The sequence below is a fragment of the Pseudomonas sp. GW821-FHT12A04 genome, assembly GCF_058807755.1.
In genome coordinates, this window is the sequence record NZ_JBXAQZ010000007.1 from 1 (window position 1) to 23125 (window position 23125).

At 60.9% G+C, this 23125-nt stretch carries 22 protein-coding genes; 4 read left to right on the plus strand and 18 right to left on the minus strand.

Annotated features, from left to right (window positions below; all coding sequences use genetic code 11):
* Positions 1-519: 519 nt before the first annotated feature.
* Positions 520-2556 carry a DNA ligase D gene (gene ligD, locus AC1RS8_RS12440; RefSeq protein ID WP_489340358.1) on the plus strand — a complete coding sequence of 679 codons (2037 nt, stop codon included), beginning with the start codon at positions 520-522 and terminating at the stop codon, positions 2554-2556.
* Between the two features lie 106 nt (positions 2557-2662).
* On the opposite strand, the gene AC1RS8_RS12445 is transcribed toward ligD, so the two are convergent.
* From AC1RS8_RS12445 to potE, 8 genes are all read right to left on the minus strand, one after another.
* Positions 2663-3337 carry a DUF3313 domain-containing protein gene (locus AC1RS8_RS12445; protein ID WP_057715435.1) on the minus strand — a complete coding sequence of 225 codons (675 nt, stop codon included), beginning with the start codon at positions 3335-3337 and terminating at the stop codon, positions 2663-2665.
* Between the two features lie 50 nt (positions 3338-3387).
* A complete protein-coding gene (locus tag AC1RS8_RS12450) occupies positions 3388-4656 on the minus strand; it encodes an OmpP1/FadL family transporter (RefSeq protein WP_489340359.1) in 1269 nt (422 codons plus the stop codon).
* 68 nt (positions 4657-4724) lie between these two features.
* Entirely contained in the window at positions 4725-6338 is a 1614-nt protein-coding gene (locus tag AC1RS8_RS12455; RefSeq protein WP_057715433.1) for an arylsulfatase, read from the minus strand.
* Positions 6339-6554: 216 nt separating this feature from the next.
* Complete coding sequence (locus AC1RS8_RS12460) at positions 6555-6833, minus strand: DUF3303 domain-containing protein (protein ID WP_057715432.1); 279 nt, start codon at positions 6831-6833, stop codon at positions 6555-6557.
* 204 nt (positions 6834-7037) lie between these two features.
* A complete protein-coding gene (locus tag AC1RS8_RS12465; RefSeq protein WP_057715431.1) occupies positions 7038-7577 on the minus strand; it encodes a hypothetical protein in 540 nt (179 codons plus the stop codon).
* The gene (locus AC1RS8_RS12470; protein WP_008050481.1) at positions 7577-7978 is read right to left on the minus strand and encodes a hypothetical protein; all 402 of its coding nucleotides are present in this window, start codon (positions 7976-7978) and stop codon (positions 7577-7579) included. Before AC1RS8_RS12470 ends, AC1RS8_RS12465 begins: the two co-directional genes overlap by 1 nt.
* Before the next feature lie 173 nt (positions 7979-8151).
* Positions 8152-10437 (minus strand): Orn/Lys/Arg family decarboxylase, encoded by a 2286-nt coding sequence (locus AC1RS8_RS12475; protein WP_057715430.1) that lies wholly within the window; start codon positions 10435-10437, stop codon positions 8152-8154.
* 16 nt (positions 10438-10453) lie between these two features.
* Complete coding sequence (gene potE, locus AC1RS8_RS12480; RefSeq protein WP_057715429.1) at positions 10454-11839, minus strand: putrescine-ornithine antiporter; 1386 nt, start codon at positions 11837-11839, stop codon at positions 10454-10456.
* 182 nt (positions 11840-12021) lie between these two features.
* Here potE and AC1RS8_RS12485 point away from each other — a divergent pair, with 182 nt between their 5' ends.
* Together AC1RS8_RS12485 and AC1RS8_RS12490 are read left to right on the plus strand one after the other, a co-directional pair.
* On the plus strand, positions 12022-12351 hold the full coding sequence (locus tag AC1RS8_RS12485; RefSeq protein WP_090454782.1) for a hypothetical protein: 330 nt from the start codon (positions 12022-12024) through the stop codon (positions 12349-12351).
* 121 nt (positions 12352-12472) lie between these two features.
* The gene (locus tag AC1RS8_RS12490; RefSeq protein ID WP_489340360.1) at positions 12473-12889 is read left to right on the plus strand and encodes an organic hydroperoxide resistance protein; all 417 of its coding nucleotides are present in this window, start codon (positions 12473-12475) and stop codon (positions 12887-12889) included.
* A 156-nt stretch (positions 12890-13045) separates the two neighbouring features.
* Here AC1RS8_RS12490 and AC1RS8_RS12495 read toward each other — a convergent pair whose 3' ends face one another.
* The 5 genes from AC1RS8_RS12495 to AC1RS8_RS12515 all read right to left on the minus strand — a co-directional run bounded on the left by AC1RS8_RS12495 (position 13046) and on the right by AC1RS8_RS12515 (position 17178).
* The gene (locus tag AC1RS8_RS12495) at positions 13046-13555 is read right to left on the minus strand and encodes a copper chaperone PCu(A)C (RefSeq protein ID WP_489340361.1); all 510 of its coding nucleotides are present in this window, start codon (positions 13553-13555) and stop codon (positions 13046-13048) included.
* Position 13556: 1 nt separating this feature from the next.
* Positions 13557-14162, minus strand: a complete 606-nt coding sequence (locus AC1RS8_RS12500; RefSeq protein WP_493162736.1) for an SCO family protein — start codon at positions 14160-14162, stop codon at positions 13557-13559.
* 328 nt (positions 14163-14490) lie between these two features.
* Positions 14491-15375, minus strand: a complete 885-nt coding sequence (locus AC1RS8_RS12505; RefSeq protein ID WP_489340362.1) for a ChaN family lipoprotein — start codon at positions 15373-15375, stop codon at positions 14491-14493.
* 52 nt (positions 15376-15427) lie between these two features.
* Complete coding sequence (locus AC1RS8_RS12510) at positions 15428-16195, minus strand: heme ABC transporter ATP-binding protein (protein WP_493162738.1); 768 nt, start codon at positions 16193-16195, stop codon at positions 15428-15430.
* Positions 16195-17178, minus strand: coding sequence for a FecCD family ABC transporter permease (locus tag AC1RS8_RS12515; RefSeq protein ID WP_174245550.1), 984 nt, complete (start codon positions 17176-17178; stop codon positions 16195-16197). The genes AC1RS8_RS12510 and AC1RS8_RS12515 overlap by 1 nt, the downstream gene beginning before the upstream one ends.
* A gap of 379 nt (positions 17179-17557) precedes the next feature.
* On the opposite strand from AC1RS8_RS12515, the gene metE reads away from it, so the two are divergent.
* On the plus strand, positions 17558-19846 hold the full coding sequence (metE, locus tag AC1RS8_RS12520) for a 5-methyltetrahydropteroyltriglutamate--homocysteine S-methyltransferase (RefSeq protein WP_489340364.1): 2289 nt from the start codon (positions 17558-17560) through the stop codon (positions 19844-19846).
* Between the two features lie 237 nt (positions 19847-20083).
* Here metE and AC1RS8_RS12525 read toward each other — a convergent pair whose 3' ends face one another.
* The 5 genes from AC1RS8_RS12525 to mauD all read right to left on the minus strand — a co-directional run bounded on the left by AC1RS8_RS12525 (position 20084) and on the right by mauD (position 23124).
* Positions 20084-20755, minus strand: a complete 672-nt coding sequence (locus tag AC1RS8_RS12525) for a class I SAM-dependent methyltransferase (protein WP_489340365.1) — start codon at positions 20753-20755, stop codon at positions 20084-20086.
* Between the two features lie 111 nt (positions 20756-20866).
* A complete protein-coding gene (locus AC1RS8_RS12530) occupies positions 20867-21085 on the minus strand; it encodes a DUF4287 domain-containing protein (protein ID WP_057715420.1) in 219 nt (72 codons plus the stop codon).
* 120 nt (positions 21086-21205) lie between these two features.
* The gene (locus AC1RS8_RS12535; RefSeq protein WP_489340366.1) at positions 21206-21727 is read right to left on the minus strand and encodes a cytochrome C; all 522 of its coding nucleotides are present in this window, start codon (positions 21725-21727) and stop codon (positions 21206-21208) included.
* A gap of 230 nt (positions 21728-21957) precedes the next feature.
* The gene (locus AC1RS8_RS12540; RefSeq protein ID WP_150815355.1) at positions 21958-22479 is read right to left on the minus strand and encodes a methylamine dehydrogenase light chain; all 522 of its coding nucleotides are present in this window, start codon (positions 22477-22479) and stop codon (positions 21958-21960) included.
* 18 nt (positions 22480-22497) lie between these two features.
* On the minus strand, positions 22498-23124 hold the full coding sequence (mauD, locus tag AC1RS8_RS12545; protein WP_090454794.1) for a methylamine dehydrogenase accessory protein MauD: 627 nt from the start codon (positions 23122-23124) through the stop codon (positions 22498-22500).
* Position 23125: the final 1 nt, after the last annotated feature.

Below are 23125 nucleotides of genomic sequence, written 5' to 3' on the forward strand. Positions count from 1 at the left end.
AGCAGGCTCGCTCCCACATTTTGATCGCCGTCGAGCGCAGATTCCGTGTGCGCTGAAAATCACTGTGGGAGCGAGCTCGCTCGCGATGCGGTCGACCCAGTCAACATCCCAGGAGCCTGACACACCGCCATCGCGAGCAGGCTCGCTCCCACATTTTGATCGCCGTCGAGCGCAGATTCCGTGTGCGCTGAAAATCACTGTGGGAGCGAGCTTGCTCGCGATGCGGTCGACCCAGTCAACATCCCTGGAGCCTGACACACCGCCATCGCGAGCAGGCTCGCTCCCACATTTTGATCGCCGTCGAGCGCAGATTCCGTGTGCGCTGAAAATCACTGTGGGAGCGAGCTTGCTCGCGAAGAACGATGACTCGGTCAACCTGCCGGAACACCAGCTGTACCCCGCGCCACAAGCCCGTCCGTCCGGGCCTTTTCAACGCCGATTGAATTATTGCTCCGTTCGCTGGCTCTGCTTGGTTAGGAGACGTTTGCATTCAACGTCCGGGCGCGAAGCAGGTGAGCCATGCCCCGCAACCTCGATGACTACAACCGCGTGCGTGATTTTTCGGCGACCACCAAGCCCGCCGCCAAACTTTCACGCCCGGGAAAATCATCGCCACTGACCGGCGCGCGCAAAGCCAGGCTGCCGGACCTGCTAAAGCCGGAGTTGGCGACGCTGGTGGAAAAAATCCCCGACGGACCGTGGCGCTACGAAATCAAATTCGACGGCTACCGGATCATGGCCCGCATCGATCATGGCGAGGTGAAGCTCATCACTCGCAATGGTCACGACTGGACCCACAAACTGCCAGGGCAGGCCATGGCCCTGACCGCGCTGGGCCTGGAATCGGCGTGGCTCGACGGTGAAATGGTGGTGATGGACGGACAGGGTGTCCCTGACTTTCAGGCGCTGCAAAACGCCTTCGAAGCGGATCGCAGCGACGACATTCTCTACTACCTGTTCGACCTGCCGTACCTCAATGGCATGGACCTGCGCGAGGTGCCGGTCGAAGAGCGTCGAGCTGCGCTGGCGACGGTGCTCAATACCAGTGAGGAGCCGTTGCTGCGTTTCTCCAAGTCGTTTGGCGAGGAGCCCCGCGCCTTGCTCGACAGCGCCTGTCAGATGCACATGGAAGGGTTGATCGGCAAGCGCCAGGGGTCGCCCTATGTATCCCGGCGCAGCAGCGATTGGATCAAGCTCAAATGCCAGCATCGACAGGAATTCGTCATCGTCGGTTTCACCGATCCGAAAGGCTCGCGCCATGCCTTCGGGGCGTTGCTGCTGGGGCTGCATGATCACGATGGAGGCCAGTTGCGTTATGCCGGCAAAGTCGGCACCGGGTTCAACGAGGCGACCCTGCGCAGCCTCCATGATCAGCTCAAGCCCTTGCAGGTGAAAAAGCCGCCGGTGGTCAATCCACCCGGCGGTTCGCAGGCCAGGGACGTGCACTGGCTCAAACCCCGGCTGCTGGCGGAAGTGGCCTTCGCTGAAATGACCAGGGACGGTTCGGTGCGCCATGCCGTGTTTCATGGCCTGCGCAATGACAAACCGGCACGAGCCATCACCGAGGAGCGCGCGAAAACCGTGAAAACCTCCACTGCGGAAAAGGCTGGCACGGCGAAGCCCGCTGCCACGGGAAAGAAAACCGCACCCGCCCCCTCACAACTCGGTCTGGAGGAGGGCAAGGTACGCATCACCCACCCGGACCGGATGATCGACCCCGGCAGCGGCACCACCAAACTGCAACTGGCGCAGTACTACGCCAGCGTCGCCGAGTGGATCCTGCCCGAACTCAAGGATCGTCCGGTGGCGCTGGTGCGTGCGCCGGACGGTATCGCTGGTGAGCTGTTTTTCCAGAAGAATGCCGAGCACCTGTCGATCCCCGGCATCACCCTGCTGGACAAACAGCTTACCGGCCAGCCGATGATGCTCATCAACAACGTCGAGGCGCTGGTTGGCGCGGTGCAGATGAATGCCGTGGAACTGCATACCTGGATTGCGACGTCTGACAAACTCGACAAGCCGGATCGTTTTATCCTCGACCTTGACCCAGACCCGGCGCTGCCATGGAAACGCATGGTCGAGGCCACGCAGCTGACGCTGTCGGTGCTGGATGAACTGGGGCTCAAGGCGTTTCTGAAAACCAGCGGCGGCAAGGGAATTCACGTGGTGGTGCCGTTGACCCGCAAGCTCGGTTGGGATGAGGTCAAGGATTTCAGCCATGCCATTGTCAGTCACATGGCCAGGCTGTTACCCGAGCGTTTTTCCGCGGTGTCGGGACCGAAGAACCGGGTCGGACGGATTTTCATCGATTACCTGCGCAACGGTCTGGGGGCGACCACCATTTGCGCCTACGCCGTACGTACCCGCGAGGGGTTGCCGGTGTCGATGCCGATCTGGCGCGAAGAGGTGGCCGAACTCAAGGGCGCCAATCAATGGAATCTGCACAACGTGCATGAACGTCTGGCCGAAGTCGGGGATGAGCCTTGGGCGGACATGCCCAAAACCCGGCAAGCGATCACTGCCGAGATGCGCCGGCGGGTGGGGATGAAGAAGTGAACTGTGCCGATGGGAGCTGCTGAAGGCTGCGACCTTTGCATGGTTTCAATAACCTGAAGATCAAAGGATCGCAGCCCGCGGCAGCTCCTACGCGAGCAACCTGTTCTTACTTGAGGAATGCCTGGAAGTCGGTACCCAGTTTGTCGATCGCCGCCTTGAAGTCCTTGGCGGTAATCTTCTGGCTTTCGTTTTTCAGTTCGGTGCCGAACACCTTGCGCACCACTTTGGCTACGGTCTGGTTGCTCTTGGCGTCGACGAACTCGGCTTCGATGAACAGGGTGGTTTCCTGGTCACGGTGACCGGTGGCTGCCTGGGTTGCCCCGACTACGGCCGCGATGGGCACCACTTCATACCACTTCATGCCTTCGTTCTCGGCGTTCACCCCGGTAATCGCCGCGCGCATGATCAGGGGGCGCGAACCCGCCGGTGCGGAAGAGGTGTTGGTCACTACGCGGTATTTCTGGCCCAGCGTAGCCTTGGCCTTGCTGGTCATGTAGTTCTGAATGTCGGTCAGTGTCTGCTGGTTGACACGCTCATCGGGTTTGGGGGCCGGGTAGAGCTCCAGTTTGTTGAACACCACGGTGTCATAGGCATTCGGGTTCCACGCAGGGCTGACCCAACGCATCGCGGTGCCGCCGCTCGGCGTTTCGACTTCCTGCAGGTTGTTGTAGTTGGACAGGAAGCCTGAATATTGCTCCTTCTCAGTCACTTTCGAGGTGCAGCCGCCTAGCAACAGACTGGCCAGCGTAGCGCCGACGAGCAGTTTTCGGGACAGATTCATAGTGGTGTTTACTCCTTGGTTTAAATCGTCATTCTTTCGTTTACAAGACATCAGAATCGCCAGGTCATGTTTCCGTTTATAGCCTGAATCCAGGCATTGTCGAATTGACCGGAGATTCGATTGCCCGATACGGCCTTCGCCTGGTCCACCGGCATGTCGCCGAGCCAGACCATGGCCCAACTGACGTTGACATCGGTGTTCTCGTTCAGAGCATAGGTGGCTCCTGTCGCAATGCGCCAGGATTCATTCATCGGCACGACCACGCTGCGGTTGCTGTCCGAGACGGCGCTGCTGTCGTAGGCCACACCGACGTTCCACAACCATTGCTCGGTGGCCTGGTATTGCGCGCCAAGGGAGAGGTGCCAGGTGTCCTTGAAGCCGGCGTCGACTGTTGTCGATTGCGCTCCAAACGCCGTGGTGTCGACCTCTACGGCGATGTCGCCGAACTCGGACCAGTCCTGCCAGTTGGCCGAGGCGAGCAACGCCCATTGCCGGTCCAGTTGCTGGAAAAGGCTCAGGGTGACGGTTTGCGGCACCTTCATGTCCAGTTCGGTATCGGTGTTGTTGACGCGCTCGAGCAGGCGGCCGTCGCCCTTGACGTCCAGCCGGTCCTTGAAGTCCAGATCGACCTGGCTGGTGTAGGTCAGGCCGATGCGCGTGCCGGGTTGCGGGGCGTAGATCACGCCCACGTTGGCGCCATAGCCCCAGGTGTTGTCCCGGTACTTGTATTGGCCGTCAGAGCGGTCAGTGAAGCCGAAAGGGGAGCGGTCGATGGCGGTGTCTGCCTTTAACATGCCGTACATGGCCTTGATGCCCAAGCCGACCGACCACTGCTCATTGAAGCGATAAGCCACGCTCGGTACCAGCGACAGGCCGAGCAGGCTGGAGTTCTGCGCGAAATAGCGGCCCGACCAGTCGTTGTCGTAATTGACCGCCAGCCCGAAGTCGCCGTACTGGCCGAAACCGACGCTCCAGTGCTCGTCGAGTTCATGGCTGACGAAGAAGCTGCCACCGGGAATCGGATCGAGGGCGTTGCCACTGCCGCTGCCCGGGGTGTTGGTGCCGGAGTCGCGGTCGAAGCTCAGGTCGCCGTACAGAACCTGCAAGCCGGCGGTGATTTGCGTGCCTGGCAGATAGCTCATGCCCGCGGGGTTGCTGGCGATGGTCGAGGGGCCTTGGGCACGGGCGGCGGCACCGGCGTTGGCCAGGCCGGCGTTATCGGTGCCGATTTCATAGAGCATGATGCCGCCGGCCCAGGCTTGCTGGCAGCACAGGGCAAGTAGCGCAGAGGCGGGCAGGGTAGCTGTTTTCGTCGGCATGGAAATCCCTCAGCAATTGTCCATTTCGAATACGGGTGGACTGAACTCGCCACCCGTGGATTCGGCTGTTACTTGGCCATCTCTGCCCGAGCCGCGGCGATCTTGGCTTTAACCGAGTCGAGGTTGAAACTCGCGCCTTTTTGCATTGGTGGGAACTCGATCGCTGTTTCTGCCAGTTTGGCCACCTGCTGCTGGACGAACACGAAGCGCCAGAACTGGAATTTGAACCAGTCGAAGTATTGTTGCGAACCCTGCGCGGCCTGATTTTCCGGCCAGCCCATGCGCTCGAACGGGTCGAGTCGAAGATTGGTCAGGATCGGCACATCCACAGCAACTTTAGCCCCCATCCAGCCACCCGGTTGGTCAATGAAGCGATATTTGTAGTCGTCTATGCGCACCGCACCCAAGGAGCTCTCTCCGAAGTAGAAAACTTCATGCCGGTTCGACGGACCTTTTCCGGTGATCATTGGCGTTTGATCATAGCCGTCCAGGTGAACTTTGTAGGTGGTGTCGCCCAATTGTTTGCCTTTGAGCAGTTCCGCCGTGATGTTCGGGTTACCTGCCGCCGCGACCAGGGTCGGGAACCAGTCCATGCCGGACATGATGCCGTTGGCAATCTGGTTGGCCGGCACCTTGCCTGGCCAGCGAATGATTGCCGGTACCCGGAAGCCACCCTCCATGACCGTGCCTTTGCCCATGGCGAACGGAGTCGTGCCGCCATCGGGCCAGGTGAAGTTTTCCGCACCATTGTCGGTGGTGAAAATCACGATGGTGTTGTCGTCCATGCCGTCTTTTTTCAGCTTCGCCAGGACGTCGCCCACAATGTCATCGAGCTGCGCCATACCGGCTTCCTGTTCCGACCAGCCATTCTGCGAGTTGCGCATGGCCTCGTACTTGTCGGACAGGTGCGTGACGATGTGCATGCGGGTCGGGTTGAGCCAGACGAAGAACGGTTTGTTGTCCTGCTTGGCCTTGTCGATGAACGAGAAGGCCTTGTCGCGAATCTCCTCGTCGACGGTTTTCATCCGCTCCGGATAGAGCGTTCCGGCGTCTTCGATTTTCTGCTTGCCGACCTTGCCCCAGCGCGGCATCACGGTCGTGTCATCAGTGGTGGAGGCCCAGCTGTGGACCATGTTGCGTGGGCCGACGCTGTCTAGCAGCTCCTTCGGATAATTGGGGTGTGCGGGATCTTCCATGGCGTCGAGGTGATAGAGGTAGCCGAAGAACTCATCGAAACCATGGACGGTGGGCAGGAACTGGTTCAGGTCGCCCAAGTGGTTCTTGCCGAACTGGCCGGTGGCATAACCCATGGCCTTGAGTGCGGTCGCGATGGTGACGGCTTCGGCGGGAATACCCACGGGCGAGCCGGCCTGGCCGACGGTGGTCATGCCTGTCCGAATCGGCAGTTCGCCGGTAATGAAGTTGGCGCGCCCGGCGGTGCAACTGGCCTCGGCGTAATAGTCAGTGAAACGCATGCCTTCGTTCGCTAGCTGATCAAGGTTGGGGGTTCTGCCGGCCATCATGCCTTGGTTGTAGACGCCGATATTCGACCAGCCCACATCGTCGCCCATGATCACCAGGATGTTGGGAGCTTTGTCGGCGGCCAGGGTCAGGCCGGGAAACGCCATCACAGACAGCAATAGGGGGGCCGCAAACAGCGTGGATAAGGTTGTCCGATTCATTTCGAGCTCCTGCGCACTCGCGTGAGTACATCGAGACGAGCCCCCAACCGTCGTTGAATTTCGTAACCCCCGCGAAGAGCGTAGGTTTGAATTGCGAAATATCCAGTAATGGATAGTCAGAAAGCACTGATTCAGGAGCATTGCGCCGAAAGAGTGTTCGCTCAAAAACACCCGCTAAATTGAGGCGGCGAGCGCTACTCGCCGCCTCAATCGCCATTACCGGTCGGCAGTGGCAGCCAGCAATGGTGCAATTTGCTCATCGGTCAATGCGGCATGCACGTCCATGCTCATCAGGTCGTTCCACTCCAGCACCCATTTTTGAATCGGCACCAGATCACTCGCCTCGGCAATGCCGAAGCCGGCCGAGCTCCCTACGGCGTGCCAGCGTCCGTGCATGGTGACGCCTTCGGGCGGTGCGCCACCGGTCTTGAGGAAACGTGCGATTGCGGCATCACGGTTGTCCGGGCTGATTGTCCAACTGACGATGAATAACATCGGCTACCTCCTGTTACGGATTGGCACCGGTTTTTATGCGCGCACCTGGCTGGCGCCGGGGCCGTGGCCGCGCTTGGGTTTGCAGTTCCATCCTGGCTGGCTTGCGGCAAAATCTCCCATGGAAGGCATAGCAGCGCCTCGTGATTCATGTACGACCGCTGATCTTGTTCAGGTGCCTGTTCGAGGGGGTAACGGATGCGTGTTTCACCAGCGAAACATGGGCAGCGGGCGCAGCGGCGAGCGAATGAATTGACGGGCTGAAAGCTTCATCAGCATCGAGTGAAAGCCGTGATCGGGAAAGGTCGCCTGCACGGTTTTGATGAAGCTGCGGGGCAGGCCGAAACGCACCAGGCCTAGGGACACATCCACCAGATCGGCCTGGCGGAAGGGTTCGACGCTGGCAGCGTAGGCGCCGCGATACCGGCGCAGTTTGTGATGCTCAAGTATCAATGCGCTGACTTCATCCTTCAGTTCTGCTCGTTGCTGGTTGTCGAGGTACTCGGTGGCCAGGGCAATGGACGGCGGCAGGTAGTCGAGGGTGTCATCGGTCCAGATGCCCAGGTCATGAAACGCCGCCGCGATTTGGACGGCGGCCGGGGGCAGGCCATCGGCACCACTGAGGGCTCCATGGAAATTCAGCACCCGGTAAATGTGGTTGCGGTAGCCCTGCAGGTCGGCCCCGATGGCCAGGGCGAACGAGGTGAGAATCTCGTCGGTGAGGGGGAGTTCGAGAAGAAGCTTCATCAGGCGTCACGCAACAGGTCGTTGGCATTGAGCAGTTCGTAGGCGATCTCCGGGCGCTTTTCCATGGCCCGGCGAATGGCGGCGGGGATGTTGGCGCGGGTCTTGCGGCACAGCCCCGGCAGTTCGCCAATCTGGATGCCGATGCCGCGCATGGTGCGCACTTCGTTGAAACCGGGAGCGATGTCCACGCGGATGCCCAACTGTTCGAGCATGCGCCGTTGCAGGTGCTCCAGATCGCTCAGGCTCTGCAGGTTCTCCAGGCGTTCGATCAGGCGTTTTTCTTCGTTGCGGGTCAGAAACAGAATGCGCAGGTCCGCCCCTGGTGTTTCCAGCAACGGGTCACGCCCGCAGTCGCAGGCGCCGGGCGGGCAGGGTGAGCGGATCGCAGCGGTGGTGGTCATGGGGATCAATCATAGAGCGCTGTGATCGAGTTTGCCCATAGGGATTTCGGGGGTTTTGCAATGCAATGTAGGAGCGAGCTTGCTCGCGAAGGTGTGTCAGTCGACATCAACGTAGCTGACACTCCATCGCGAGCAAGCTCGCTCCCACAGGGGTTGCGGTGAACCTGTTTAACTTATTTCAGTACCAGCATCCTGTAAACGCCATCTTCGACTTCGATCCCGTGGGTGTCATGGGTGAAGCCGGGGAAGGATTTGTCGAAGGCTTCCAGTGCCTTGAGATACGCCAGCAACGGACCGTCCGCAGGCCCTGCGTTCTCACCCGGCATGAGCAGCGGGATGCCTGGTGGATACGGCACGATACCGGTCGCGGCAAGGCGTCCGGCGGCCTCGTTGAGCGTCACCAGCTCGATGTCGTTACGCACCAGTTTTTCGTAGGCCTCCACCGGGCTGAACTCGGCTTTTGGCAGGGTGCCGAAGGCCTGGGACATGTTGGCGGTGGTCTTGTGTTTCTTCATGGCGGCGAAGATTTCGTCGGCCAGATCCTTCAGGCCCATGCCGGCATAGCGATGCTGGTTGGCGTTGTACAGGTCGGGCAGGCACAGCTCGAGCTCGGCGTTGTCGTCGTAGTCACGCTTGAAGTCGAGCAGGGCGTTGAGCAGCGTGCCCCACTTGCCTTTGGTGATGCCGATGGAGAACAGGAACAGGATGGTGAAATCGGTGGTTTTCTCGACCACGATACCCTGACGGCCCAAGTACGCCGTGACCACACAAGCGGGGATACCGGAGGCGAGCAGGCTGCCGTCGTCGCCCATGCCCGGGCTGAGCACCGAGACCTTGATCGGGTCGAGCATGCAGTAGCCGTCTTCGATGTCGCCGAAACCGTGCCATACCGCGTTCGGGTGCAGGACCCAGCAGTTCGGATCGGTTTTCAGCGTAGCCGGGTCGACCTCATGGAACGGCACGGCCGCTGCGCCAACCTGTACGGTCGGCGGCTGCCAGCAGGTGAAGAACCAGTCGTTCTTGCCCACCATCTCGTTGTGCATGCGCGAGAGAACCTGGCGGAAGCTGATGGCTTCTTCAATCGACTCGTTGGTGAGGATCTGCCCGCTCGGTGCTTCCATCATCGCCGAGCTGACGTCGCAGGAAGCCATGATCGCGTAATTTGGCGAGGTCGAGGCGTGCATCATGTACGACTCGTTGAAACGCGCATGTTCGATCGGGTTACGCCCGTCACGCACGTGGATCATCGAGGCCTGGGACAGGGCAGCCAGCAATTTGTGGGTCGACTGGGTGGCGAACACGGTCGGCTTGGATTTGTCGTGATCGGCCGGGTTGCCGTGCATGGCATGGCGTCCGCTGTACAGCGGGTTGAAGCGCGCATAACCGTACCAGGCTTCGTCGAAGTGCAGACGGTCCACGCTTTCGCCCAGCAGTTCTTCGACGCGGGTGACGTTGTAGGTCAGGCCGTCGTAGGTGGAGTTGGTGACAATGGCGTGCACTGGCGTCGGGTCGATGCCTTGCTTGACCAGCGGGTTGTTGGCGATGGCGGCTTTCACGCCTTCGGCGCTCAGGGTCTGCGGCAGGATCGGGCCGATGATGCCGTAGCGGTTGCGGGTCGGCACCAGGTAGGTCGGAATCGCCCCGGACAGGGTCATCGCGTGCTCGGCGGACTTGTGGCAATTGCGGTCGCACAGGGCGATCTGGTTGCGCGTGACGCTGGCCATGAGGATGACGCGGTTGGACATCGACGAGCCGTTGGTCACGTAATACGTGCGGTGGGCGCCGAAGACCTTGGCGGCATAGCGTTCACCCTGGCCGATAGGGCCACTGTGATCGAGCAGCGAACCGAGTTCGCCAACCGAGATCGACAGGTCGGAACGCAGCAGGTTCTCCCCGAAGAACTCGTAGAAGGCCCGGCCTGCGGTGCTCTTCAGGAAAGCCGTGCCGCCGGCATGGCCTGGGGTGTGCCACGAGTATTCATAGTTGCGGGCAAACTTCACCAGCGCGCCGAACATCGGCGGCAGGGCGGCCTGACGATAGCGTTCGATGGCCGCCAGGATGCGCCCGCTGAGGAACCGGGAGGTGTCCTCGGGCAGCCAGATGAAGTCGTCGGCGTGTTGCATGACCAGCAACGGAATGCTCGACGCGGTGGTGCGGTCGCTGATCAGGAACACCGGCACTCGCGTGTTGCGCTCGCGCAGCTTGACCAGCAATTTGGTGCAGTCGGCGTGGCCTTCGCTGGTGTCCATTTCCCACCGGATGAGCACGCATTGAATGGCAGGGTCCGAGCGCAGGATCGAGGCGGCATCGGTGAGGCTTTCCGAGGCCAGTACGCTGACGCCACGTCCCTCTACGTCGTGGACCAGTTGATCCAGGGCGCGGCCAAACACCGTTCGCTTGTCCGGCGGACTGCTGACCAGTAGCGCCAGCATGCCCAGCGAGTGTTTATATTCCGTCATGATTGATCCTCCAGAGTTAATTCAGGTTGTTGACCGGCACTGGCTCGGCAGTGAGGTGCTGCGCGCTGACGGTTTGTGTCGGTACGCTGTTGTTGAGCGCTTCGAGGCGGATCAGGCGGTTGTTGACGAAGCCGAACAGGGTGTAACCAACGATCGTGGCCACGCCGCCCAGCATCAGCGCCTGTTCACCGGAGCTGTACAGCGCCAGGTAGCTGTAGGCCGCCGCGATCAGGGCGATGACGTTGGTCGCCAGTGCCTTGCCTTCCGGCACGTTGGAGACTTTCTGCATGGTCATCAGCGCGGCCATGGACAGGATGTACGGCACAAGGTTAGTGACCACCGCGAGGTTGACCAGGGTGTCGAACTGCTTGCTCAAGTCGGGGCTGATGGTGAGCAGGGCCAGCGCGGTCTGTGCCGCCAGCAGCACCAGCATGCCGACAATCGGCGTTCCCGCTTTGTTGCCCTTGGCAAAGATCGGCAGGAAGTAACCGGTGTCCGCCGAGCTTTTGTACACTTGGGCGATGGTGAACTGCCAACCCAGCAGCGAACCGATGCAGGCGAGCACCATGGCCGCCATCACGATGTCGCCGACCATCGGGGTGAACATCTTGGCGAACACCAGGCCGAACGGCGCAGTGGACGCGGCCAGTTCTTCGTTGCCGACGATACCGAAGATGACGTTGGTGGAGACGATGTAGATCACCGCTGCACCCAGGGTGCCGCCCAGCACGGCAATCGGTACGTTGCGCTCAGGGTTTTCCACCGCGTCGGTGTTGGCGCAAGCCGATTCAAGGCCAAGGAAGGCCCACAGGGTAATTGCCACCGAGGCGCCTGCCGCTTCGAACCAGCCTTTGTCGTGGGGGTTCCAGCCAGCGGCGTATACGCTGCTGTCGAACCAGAACCAGCCCACCGTTGAGACCAGCACCACCGGTGCAATCACACCCCAGACCGTCACCGCGCCGATACGGCCGGTAATGCTGGCGCCGCCAAAGTTGGCGAAGGTGGTGATCCACAACAGGGCAATAGTGGCCAGGCCTACTTGCAGTGAGTCGAGTTCTATCCCGAACAACACCTGGATATAACCGACCGCTGTAATACTGATCGCCACGTTGGCTATCAACAGCGAGAGGCCGTAGGTGTAGTTGGTGATGTAGTTACCTGCTTTACCGAAGGTGTATTCGGCATAACCGCCCATGCCGCCGGTCTTGCGGCTGAGCATCCCGCATCGCGCAAAGGCGTACGCCAGAGCGAGGGAGCCGGTGGCCGTTATCAGCCAGGAGAGGATCGAAATTGCACCGACTTCCGCGAGTTTCGTCGGTAGCAGCACAATGCCTGAGCCCAACATGTTGACCGCGGTCAACATTGTCAGTTGCCCCACACTCATTTTCTTTGCGACTGACATTCCGTTGCCTCACTTAGTTGGCGATTGAGAGTCTTAGCTATAGCAAAGGATTGAAAACTCGCAAGAAATAACGTCACACATCTCGTTTTCGCACTAATTTGCAAAAAAGGCACGATGCTGGCCCCCAAGTTTAAAAATCCTCAGCAAAATTAGTTCATTTTCAGCCAGTTAAATAGGTCAAGATGCGCAAGACATGGATCGCGTTAATGCCGTTAGTTATCGCGGGTGTAGCCCATTCGGCTCAAGCCAAAGAACTGGCCACCCAGGATCAATACATGTGCAGTTGGGGGGCGGGAACCGCCGCAAGGGCACAGGAGCTCAAGCTTTCAGGCGTTTCTCTGTACGCCGCACGCCAAAAAATCCAGGTCTACAAGTTTGCAAAATCCTGGATGCGCATGATGGCACTTGGCATTACAGAGCAAACTTATGACAGTCCGTCGCGATTCAAACCGACTGCTGTACGCCAGAGCTTTTATGAGGACTGCGTCAGGTACAAGTTGGCGCGTAAATAAAGTAGAGGGGGCGCTGGTCGGATCGACCGCGAGGTGGGGCTGCGACGACTATATTGATTGACCATCCCAGCGACCCGATGGGGTGAAAACCGGTTTTTTACAACTCAATCAGGAGGTCATCATGAGCCAGATCGATAAAGTGTTGTACACCGCCCAAACCCACACCACCGGCGGGCGTGACGGCGCGTCCCGCAGCTCCGACGGTATCCTCGATGTGAAGCTGTCGTCCCCGGGCGCGGGTGGCGGCGGAACCAATCCGGAGCAACTGTTCGCTGCCGGGTGGTCCGCCTGTTTCATCGGCGCCATGCAAGTTGCAGCCAGGGAAATGAAAGTGGCGTTGCCCAAGGATGTGGCCGTCGATGCCGAGGTTGATTTGGGCACCAATGAAGACGGCTATCTGCTGCAGGCGCGGCTCAATGTCAGCCTGCCGGGGCTGGACCGTGAAACCGCACAAAAAATCGTCGACACCGGGCACCAGTATTGCCCGTACTCGAAAGCCACGCGCAACAACATCAACGTGGTGCTCAAGCTTGTTTGAGTTGACGTGAAAAGGACTCGTATTCACTGAAGATCAAACTGTGGGAGCGAGCTTGCTCGCGATGGCGGAGTGTCAGGCGACATCGATGTCGAATGTTCCTGCCTCATCGCGAGCGAGCTCGCTCCCACAGGCTCTGTGTTTTAACTGACGGAGCAATCAATTCATCTTGCTGTGATCATGCATCATCTTGCTGTGATCCATGGTGTTAATCGCCTTGGCAACGGCTTCAATCTGAATCGACTCTTTCTCGCCCTTGGCGTCTTCCACGGTCAGGGTCAGTGGCACCTTGTCGCCTTCCTTGATCTGACCTGTGAGATTCATCAGCATGATGTGATAGCCGTTGGGATCGAAGCTCACCGGCTTGCCGGCTGGCAGCGCAACGGACGGCACCTGCTGCATTTTCATCACGTCGTCTTTCATGCTCATTTCATGAATCTGCACTAGCTTGGCAACCGGCGTTTGCACGCTCAGCAACTTGCTGTCGCTGCTGGCGGTGACGGTCATGAAGGCGCCGCTCGACGGCTGGTCGGCCACGGTGGCGCGGACCCAGGCGTCGTCGACCCGGGTTTGTGCCGATACCTGAAAGGCCAGGCCGACCAGGGACAAGCCCAGTGCCAGTTGCTTGCAACTTTGCACGAAGCGTTTTTTAGCTTGCGGGGCATTCATTTCAGCAAACCTCCATCACGGTGAGCAGGTCTTCTGCGCACTCTTTGGCCGTCAGGGACGCGGACAGCCCCAGGCGCAGATTGCCCCGGGAGTCGAAGACAAAACTGGTCGCGGTATGGGAGAGGGTATAGGTATCGCCGCTCGGGACCTTCTCAAAGAACACGCCGAATTCCTTGGCGGTGGCGGCGGTTTCTTCAAGCGTGCCGTACAGGGCTTCGAAACTCGGGTCGAACGCCTTGACGTACTGGTCCAGCAACTCTGGCGTGTCGCGTTCAGGGTCCAGGGTGATGAAGATAACCTGCAGCCTTTCGCCATCGCGCCCCATCAGCTTCTTGGCCTGCGCGGCGCGGGCCAGGGTGGTCGGGCACACGGCCGGGCACTGGGTGAAACCGAAGAATACCATCGGCATCAGGCCGCGATAGCTGCCCAGCATCCTGGTTTCGCCTTCAGGGTTCTTGAGCTTGAAGTTACGCCCCATGATCTTGTCGCTGAGGTCCTTGCCGTAGTTGAACGACAGCGTGCTGCTGTCGTCGCAACCGGCGAGCAGGCCCAGGCTCAACAGGCCCATGCCTTGCAGGACAGTCCGGCGGGTATACAAAGTACTCATGAAAAAAGCATCCTGTTGAACAGGCTGAAATGACAGCGTGATGACTGTACAGACGAAAAAATCGCGGGGATGTTAACAAACTGTGCCGGTGTCGGAGGGGCGGATACGACCATTGGACCGACGGGGAGGCGTGACATAGTGTCGCGCCGGCAGGCCGACACCTGTGGCGAGGGGGCTCGCCCCCGTTGGACTACGAAGTAGTCCCAATCCAGGCAATGCGGTTTGTCTGAGTAACCGCGATTGCAGGGTTCAGGGTCGCTGCGCGACCCAACGGGGGCAAGCCCCCTCGCCACAGGCAAGCCCCCTCGCCACAATGTTTCGGTCGGGTTTAGCGACGCAATTGCGCGCAATGATCCTGTTCCGGTTGCGCGGCGGTGTACCACACGTAATCCGCATTCTCGGTGGTCACGGTCTTGCCCGCTTCGGCCAGGATCAGCACCGCATTCCCTTCACCGGCACCGAGGTCCTTCAGGTGCAGTGGCACCCCCAGATCCTTGCGCACGTGGAAGGCACCGGCCAGCAGCAACGCCGGCGTCTGCGCGGCCATCAGGCGCTGGGCCATGCGCCGGTCACGCTGTTGTTGCACGGCGAGCATTGCCGGCATCTGCGCTTCGGGCAGCAGGCCGCAATGGGATTGGCGAATGTCATCCAGCAAGGTCGCCCGCACCTGTTGGGTGGTGGACGCTTGCCCCGCAAGTACCGGGCGCTGTTTGTAGATCTGCATGATCTGCGCGCGGTCCAGGTTCGCCGCCAGCAGCGGATACGGTTGCCGCAGCGCGTAGGTGACGAGTGCGCCATAAACACTCCAGTCCCAATTGGCCTGCCAGGCCAGCGCCGTGAACGCATCGGCCGGTGGCTGGCCCGCGCGGGTCACGGCTTGCGCGGCATCGACCCTGGCCTGTTGATCGGGGTTGAGCATCTCCATCAGCAGGCTGCCCTGGGGGCGTTGTGTCGCCAGTTCGCGCAGCAGCCATAATTGCAGGGCGTGGTGGTCCGGGTTGTCGTGCTGTTCACCGACCAATACCCGAGGCACAACGGCCAGGCGTTGGACAAGTTCTTGCGGCGTCAGCGTACGGCCCGTGGCGAGTTCACGGATGACTCCGAGGTCGGCGTGATCACGGCCGTGCGGGGCGATCGGCGCCGGCAGTGGTGTGACCTGATGGATTTGGCAGGCAGCCAACAGGCTGAATGCACAGAGCAACAGAAAGCGCATCGGTTTTCCTTATTGGACAGGTGCCCCCTCGATGACAGAAGAGGGAGCGGCATCAGCGCGCGATGATCAGCGGGTGGCCGCGTTCCGGGTGCTGGTGAATCAGCACTTGTAGTCCATACACCGCCGCCATCGCTTCGGTGGTCAGCACTTCTGCCGGTGGACCGTAGGCGTGGGGCAGGCCCTGATGCAACAACAGTAGTTGATCGCAGTAACGGGCGGCCAGATTGAGGTCGTGCAGAATCACCAGCACAGCAACCCCGCGCTCGGCGAAGTCACGCACGGCTTGCAAAATGGTGTGCTGATGCAGCGGATCGAGCATCGATGTCGGTTCATCGAGCAGCAGGGTTTGCCCCTCGGCACCCGGCCAGAGCTGAGCGAGCACCCGCGCCAGATGCACGCGCTGGCGTTCACCGCCGGACAGGGCCAGGTAGCTGCGTCCGGCAAGATGAAGCGCATCGGCGGCTTTGAGTGCCTCGTCGACGATTTCGGCATCGCGCACGCGGCCGCTGGCGTGAGGCAAGCGTCCCATGCCGACGATTTCATTGACCGAAAACGCAAAGCTCAGGCTCGAACTCTGCGGCAGCACGGCCAGGCGCTTGGCTCGTTCCTGTCCCGGCCAGTCGGCGAGAGGACGCTCGTCGAGGCTGACCCTGCCTTCACTGGTCGCCAGCTCACCACACAAAGCGGCGAGCAGGGTGCTTTTGCCGGCGCCGTTCGGCCCCAGCGCACCCAGCACTTCACCGGGGCGCAACTCGATATCGATGTTGGTCAGCACCGTGCGCTTGCCACGGCGTACCAGCAGGTTGTTTGCCCGCAGCATCAGGAGCGTCCTCGCACCAGCAGATAAAGAAAGAACGGAGCGCCGATCAGTGCAGTCACGATACCGATTGGCAATTCGGCTGGCGCCAACAACAAACGCGCCGCCAGATCGGCCAGCAATAGCAGGCTGGCACCGGCCAGCAACGACGCGGGCAGCAACACCCGGTGATCCGGGCCGACCAGCAGGCGCATCAGATGCGGCACCACCAGGCCGATGAAACCGATCAGCCCGGCCGCCGCGACTGCCGCGCCGACGCCGAGCGCTGTGCACAACACCAGCTCAAGCTTGATCCGCTCGATGTCAAAACCCAGGTGACGGGCCTCCGACTCACCCAGCAGCAATGCATTGAGCGCCGCCGCCCTGCGGGGCAACCACAACGCCACGCCCAGGGTGACGATCAGCAACGGCCACAAGCGCGGGTAACTGGCACCGTTGAGGCTGCCCAGGTTCCAGAACGTCAGGGTGCGCAAGGTGGCATCGTCGGCCAGGTAGGTGAACAGCCCGACCCCGGCACCGGCCATGGCCGTCATCGCCACACCCGCCAAGAGCATGGTGGCAACGTCGGTTTGCCCGTTGCGGCGACCGAAGCGATACACCACCGCCGTGACGATCAAGCCACCGGCGAAGGCGCTCACCGACAGCAGGTAGGGTTCGATTGCAGGCGGCAAGCCACCGAGCAGGCTGCCGCCGACGATGGCAAGGGCGGCACCGAGCGCAGCACCGCCGGACACACCGACCAGACCCGGATCGGCCAAGGGATTGCGGAACAACCCCTGCATCGCCACGCCGGACAACGCCAGTACCGACCCCACGGCAATACCGAGCAAGCTGCGCGGCAGGCGAATCTGCCCGAGGATCAACTCCGCCTGCTGCGTGTCACCACCGTCAAGTGGCAACCCGAGCAGACGCATCCCGCCCAGCAAGGTATCGCCCAGGGGCAGGCTGACCGGTCCGAGGGCCAGGGACAGCCAGAACACCAACACCAGCAACAGCAGCAAAAAGATCAACGTCGGACGCGGCCGAAAAATGGCCGTCATGGGCTGATCCCGGCGGTCTGCACTTTGGCGTCCGGGTAGAGCGCCGTGACACAGGCCAGCAGTGTTTTGATACGCATCGGGACTATTCCTTAGCCGATCAGAGGGGGGCGGGTATCGAAACTTTCGTAGCGGGTGATGATGCCATTGACGCGCGGCTTACGCACACGCCACGGGCGAGCGCCTTGAACCAGATGTCCATCCAGCGCAGTTGCGCAGTGCTTCTGATCATGAGAAGAACTTGTGATCATCACGATTAAAATGAGTTTGTCTCACTCGCTGACACTGTCGACAATGGCTCCCATCGAACGCATTGGAGTTATTTGACATGGCTGTGGCCCATTCCCTTGGTTTTCCGCGCATTGGTCGCGACCGCGAACTGAAAAAGGCTCAAGAGGCGTTCTGGAAGGGCGAACTCGACGAAGCCGGTCTGCGCACCGTGGGCCGCGACCTGCGCAAGACCCACTGGGACTTGCAGAAAAAGGCCGGCATCGAGTTGCTGCCGGTCGGCGACTTCGCCTGGTACGACCAGGTCCTGACCCACTCGTTGATGTTCGGTGTGATCCCTGAGCGATTCCGCCCGCACGATGGCAAGGCCAGCCTGCAAACCCTGTTCGGCATGGCGCGTGGTGTGAGCGACAGTTGCTGCGGCGGCGCGCATGCCCAGGAAATGACCAAGTGGTTCGACACCAACTATCACTACCTTGTCCCTGAGTTCAGCGCCGATCAGCAGTTCCAGCTCGGCTGGGACCAGTTGTTCGAAGAAGTCGAGGAAGCCCGCGTACTGGGGCACAACGTCAAGCCGGTGATCATCGGCCCACTGACTTACCTGTGGCTGGGCAAGGCCAAGGGCGTCGAATTCGACAAGCTGGAGCTGCTGGATCGTCTGTTGCCGTTGTACGGCCAGATCTTCCAGCGCCTGGCGGCACAGGGCGTCGAGTGGGTGCAAATCGACGAGCCGATCCTGGTGCTCGACCTGCCGCAGGACTGGAAAAACGCCTTTGAGCGGGCCTACAACCTGATTCAGCGTGACCCGTTGAAGAAACTGGTCGCCACGTACTTCGGTGGGCTGGAAGAAAACCTGGGCCTGGCCGCCAACCTGCCGGTGGACGGCCTGCACATCGATCTGGTGCGTGCGCCTGAGCAGTACCCGACCATCCTAGATCGCCTGCCGGCTTACAAAGTGCTGTCGCTGGGCCTGGTCAACGGCCGTAACGTCTGGCGCTGCGACCTGGAAAACGCGTTGGCCACCCTGCAGCATGCTCATGAGCGTCTGGGTGATCGCCTGTGGGTCGCGCCATCCTGCTCTCTGCTGCACAGCCCGGTTGATCTGGAGCGTGAAGACAAGCTCGATGCCGAACTGAAAAGCTGGCTGGCGTTTGCCGTGCAGAAGTGTGAAGAAGTCGCGGTGCTGGCTCAGGCCGTCAACGAGCCGGAAGCGCCGAAGGTGCTTGAAGCGCTGACCCAAAGCCGCGCCGTGCAGGCCAGCCGTGCTGCGTCGCCACGCATCCACAAACCGGCCGTGCAGGCGCGTGTGGCCGCCATCACTGTCAAGGACAGCCAGCGTCATTCGCTGTTTGCCCGGCGCATCGAGAAACAGCGCGCCGGCCTGAACCTGCCGCTGTTCCCGACCACCACCATCGGTTCGTTCCCGCAAACCGCGTCGATCCGTCTGGCTCGCCAGTCGTTCAAGCAAGGCAAGCTGACCGAAGCCGAATACACCGAAGCGATGCACAGTGAGATCCGTCACGCCGTGCAAGTGCAGGAAAACCTGGGCCTGGACGTGCTGGTGCACGGTGAAGCCGAGCGTAACGACATGGTCGAATACTTCGCCGAGCAACTTGACGGCTATGTGTTCACCCGTTTCGGCTGGGTCCAGAGCTACGGCTCGCGTTGCGTGAAACCGGCGGTGATCTTCGGTGACCTGAGCCGTCCGAAAGCCATGACCGTGGAGTGGATCCGCTACGCCCAGGGCCTCACCGACAAGGTGATGAAGGGCATGCTGACCGGTCCCGTGACCATGCTGATGTGGTCGTTCCCCCGCGAAGACGTGACCCGCGAAGTGCAGGCTCGTCAACTGGCCCTGGCGATCCGTGATGAAGTGGTGGACCTGGAAGCCGCCGGGATCAAGATCGTGCAGATCGACGAAGCCGCATTCCGCGAAGGCCTGCCGTTGCGCCAGGCGCAGTGGCAGCACTACCTGGACTGGGCGACCGAAGTGTTCCGCCTGTGCGCCTCCGGTGTGCGCGACGAAACCCAGATCCACACCCACATGTGCTACAGCGAGTTCAACGATGTGATCGAGTCCATCGCCGCCATGGATGCCGACGTGATCACCATCGAAACCTCGCGCTCGGACATGGAACTGCTGGACGCGTTCGAAGCCTTCGCGTACCCGAACGAAATCGGTCCGGGCGTGTATGACATCCACTCGCCAAGGGTGCCGGACTCCTCGGAAATGGCCAACCTGCTGCGCAAGGCCGCCAAGCGTATTCCCGCCGACCGCCTGTGGGTCAACCCGGACTGCGGCCTGAAGACCCGCGGCTGGCCGGAAACCGAAGCGGCGCTGGTGCACATGGTCAACGCTGCGCGTCAGCTGCGTAAAGAGTGGGCCTGACGCTGTATTGGGTGCACCACTGAAACCTGTGGCCTCATCGCGAGCGAGCTCGCTCCCACAGTGATTTGGGTGGTTCGCAGATGTTGCGTACAACCACTGAACCTGTGGGAGCGAGCTTGCTCGCGATGGCGGCATGACAGGCGAAATCGATGTTGAATGTGCCGGCCTCATCGCGAGCAAGCTCGCTCCCGCAGGGATGTTCGGCGGGGCAAGAACTGTGTGCGATATTAAAGCCACTCAGCGCCGTGGCTCGGCCACCAACAGCAATGACTGCGGCACGGGGCTTTGCGGGTGCTGTGGCTCCTGCAGGCCGGCCAATGCAAAGCCGGCCATGTCCAGTGCATTCAGCCAACTGGACAGGGTGCGGAAATACCATGGCATGGGCTGCCACTGCCCCTTGAAGCCAGAGAAGGTCTCTTCCCGCCAGCCATCCTGGTAGTCGCCCGCCGCAGCCGCCCACGGGTGCAGTGTCTGGATCAGCAGCGCGCCACCCGGGGCGAGCAGGGTGTTCATGGTAGCGAGCAGGGGGATGATGTCCTGATGCAGCAGGGCGAAGTTGGCGCAGATCAGGTTGTAGTCGCGGCCGATGTCGACTTTCGCTTCAGCCAGTTGTTCATAGCTCGCCAAATGTACCCGCGCAGTGCCGGCCGTCCGCGCCGCCTCCACCAGTGTCGCATCGCCATCCACGCCGACCGCATCGATGGCCCGGTCTGCCAGCGCGCGCAACAACCAGCCTTCACCGCAACCCAGGTCGAGCACACGCTCGGGCTGGCGACCCAGCACCGCCAGCAGGATGGCCTGGTCGGTGACCTTGAGGCGGCTTTCGATGGTGCCGCTGCGTATGGCGTCGATCCAGGCCCGGGCGTTGTGGTGCCAGCTGTCGAGGAGGATGGATTCGGGGGCTGACATGGTCGATGTCCGGCGTGATGGGTTGGATGAAAGAATAGGGCAACAGAAGACTTACGGTGGAGCCGGTTTTACCCGGCACCACCGATAGCACAGCAAAGGATGGACCGGTGGTTAGGCGCTTTTGGTGGCTGCCAGATGATAGGCAACCAGCGCATTGGCGTGACCATGACCCATTCCGTGTTCGGTTTTGAGCCAGGCCACCATCTCCATGTGTTTCTTATCGCTGACAGACTTGAGCAGGTCCAGCCAATGGCTGATCGGCTGCCCGTACTTTTTTTCAATGGACGGGAAGTACGAAGCCGGTCCTTTGGTTTTTGTCTCTTCGGTCACGATGCAAACTCCCTTTTCGATTTTCCAGGTTCGAAAACAGCACCGGTTACGTTACTTATTTGCCGTCAACGCGTCCATCGTCCGGGCGGTTGATGTTGAAGCGGGGCGGGGCAAATGTTCTCAGTAATTCATCCCGTCATCGATCGCGATGCCTTGGGCACGCATGGCCTTGATCAACTCACCACGGGTGCCGGGCAGGTTGAGCATGGTCCTGGCGCGCAACGCCATGACTTCTTCGGCGGTGTAAGGCTGATAATCGGCCGGCATGCTGCTACCCGCCATGCCGTCTTCGCGCAACAGCCAGTTGAGCAAGTCCGCCAGTTGTGCGTTGTTCAGCGCTGACTGCGACATGCCCGGCACTCGCACGAGGAATTCGCGGCCACCGGGCACTTTCAGGAAGTTACCGACGAAACCTTTCATCCGTGGCGTGTCGTTGGCGGCCGAACCCGTGCCGTCGCCCAGGTGGCAACCGGCGCATTGCAGCTGGTAGTTCACGCCGACGCTGTAACCGGCCTGGGCAATCGGGGTTTGAACGTCTTCGTTGCCCGGCGCATGGCTCTGCGCCGGGTCGGGAATGGCCCGGGCGAAAGCGAGCGGGGCGCTCAGGGCGCAGACGAGACCGAGCAATATCAAACTACGCATGTAATCCAACTCCGCTGATGACCGGTTTGGCACCTGTTGTAGGAGCGAGCTTGCTCGCGAAGGACGTCAACGATAACGCGGGCTATCTGGTTTAACGCGTCGCCCTTGAGTTCTTCGCGAGCAAGCTCGCTCCTACAGGTACACACACACACACAAAGCAGTAAAAAAAGAAAAGCAGCCACAGAAAAAAAAGCGCCGATTGCGCGAGCAACCGGCGCAAAGCGCGTTCTTTAAACGGCGACGCCGCGGATGACCGAAACGGTGCAGTGGTAGATGTGCGATTTGGCGGCCAGGCACCAGTTCACATCGTTGTTGTTGAACGGGCGGTAGGCCGGTTCTTCACTGTCGTTACGGGTACAGGCGCACTGGGCGCAGCTTTGCTTACCGCAGCAGTCGTTGTACGAAATGATGTAGTCCTTGCCGTCGGCCGGGTTGCGGCAGGTGCCGATCCAGGTCACTTGCGAGGCTTCGGTGCCCGGTGGGCAGGACGTCACCGACCCGCCGCAGCAGCTGCACAGAAAGCCGTCGATGGAGCAGTAGCGCCAGTAGTCGCAGGTGTTCGGATCGCCAGGGTCGCCGGCCTGCGCAGGCTCCGCGGCCAGGGCCTTGCTGGTGCGGTCCAGCGGCAGCAACAGTGGCAGGGCGGCACCGGCCACCATCAGCGAACCCATGCGTGCCAGCAGTTTGCGGCGCGAAGTGGTGTCGGCGACACGGCGGGACGAACGCTCAAACAACAGATCCAGCAGTTTCATAAAGGTCTCCCTGCCTTATCAGTGGCTATGGCCGTGGCTGTGGTCGTGATCGTGGGTGTGCGGTTGGGCATTGAGGTACTGCTGCAGCGTTGCGTGCTTCAAATGCTCGACTTCGAACAGGCTGTCCAGGTGCTCGCGGGAGTTGACCAGACCCTTGGCACGCAGGGTGCCGGCCTTGTCGATCAGCGCGGCGTACGGCAGCTTGCCGATCTGGTAGGTCATGCCCACTTCCGGACCGACCACGTAGGTGGCGTCTTCGAGTTTGTGTTCGCGGATCAGCGCTTGCTGGGCGTCCATGTCGCCATCGCTGACGAACACCACATCGAGGCGGTCCGATTGCTCCTTGGCGATGGATTTGATCGCTGGCAGCAGCGACTTGCAGATCGGGCAGGTCGGCGAGAGGAAGAACAGCAATTGCGATTTCTCGCCGGCGTAACCGAAGTTCACCGGGCGACCGTGACGGTCGCTGGCGGTGACTTGCGGCGCGGGTTCATTGACCGCCACCCCTTTGTCGACCATCAGCGCGCCAGCCGGGGCGAGACGACCGTGCAGCACGCCGATCTGCCGCACCAGGCCCATGACGACAAACGCCACAGCCACCAGCAGCACCCAGAGCAGAACGTTGGAAACAATCAAGCCTTCCATT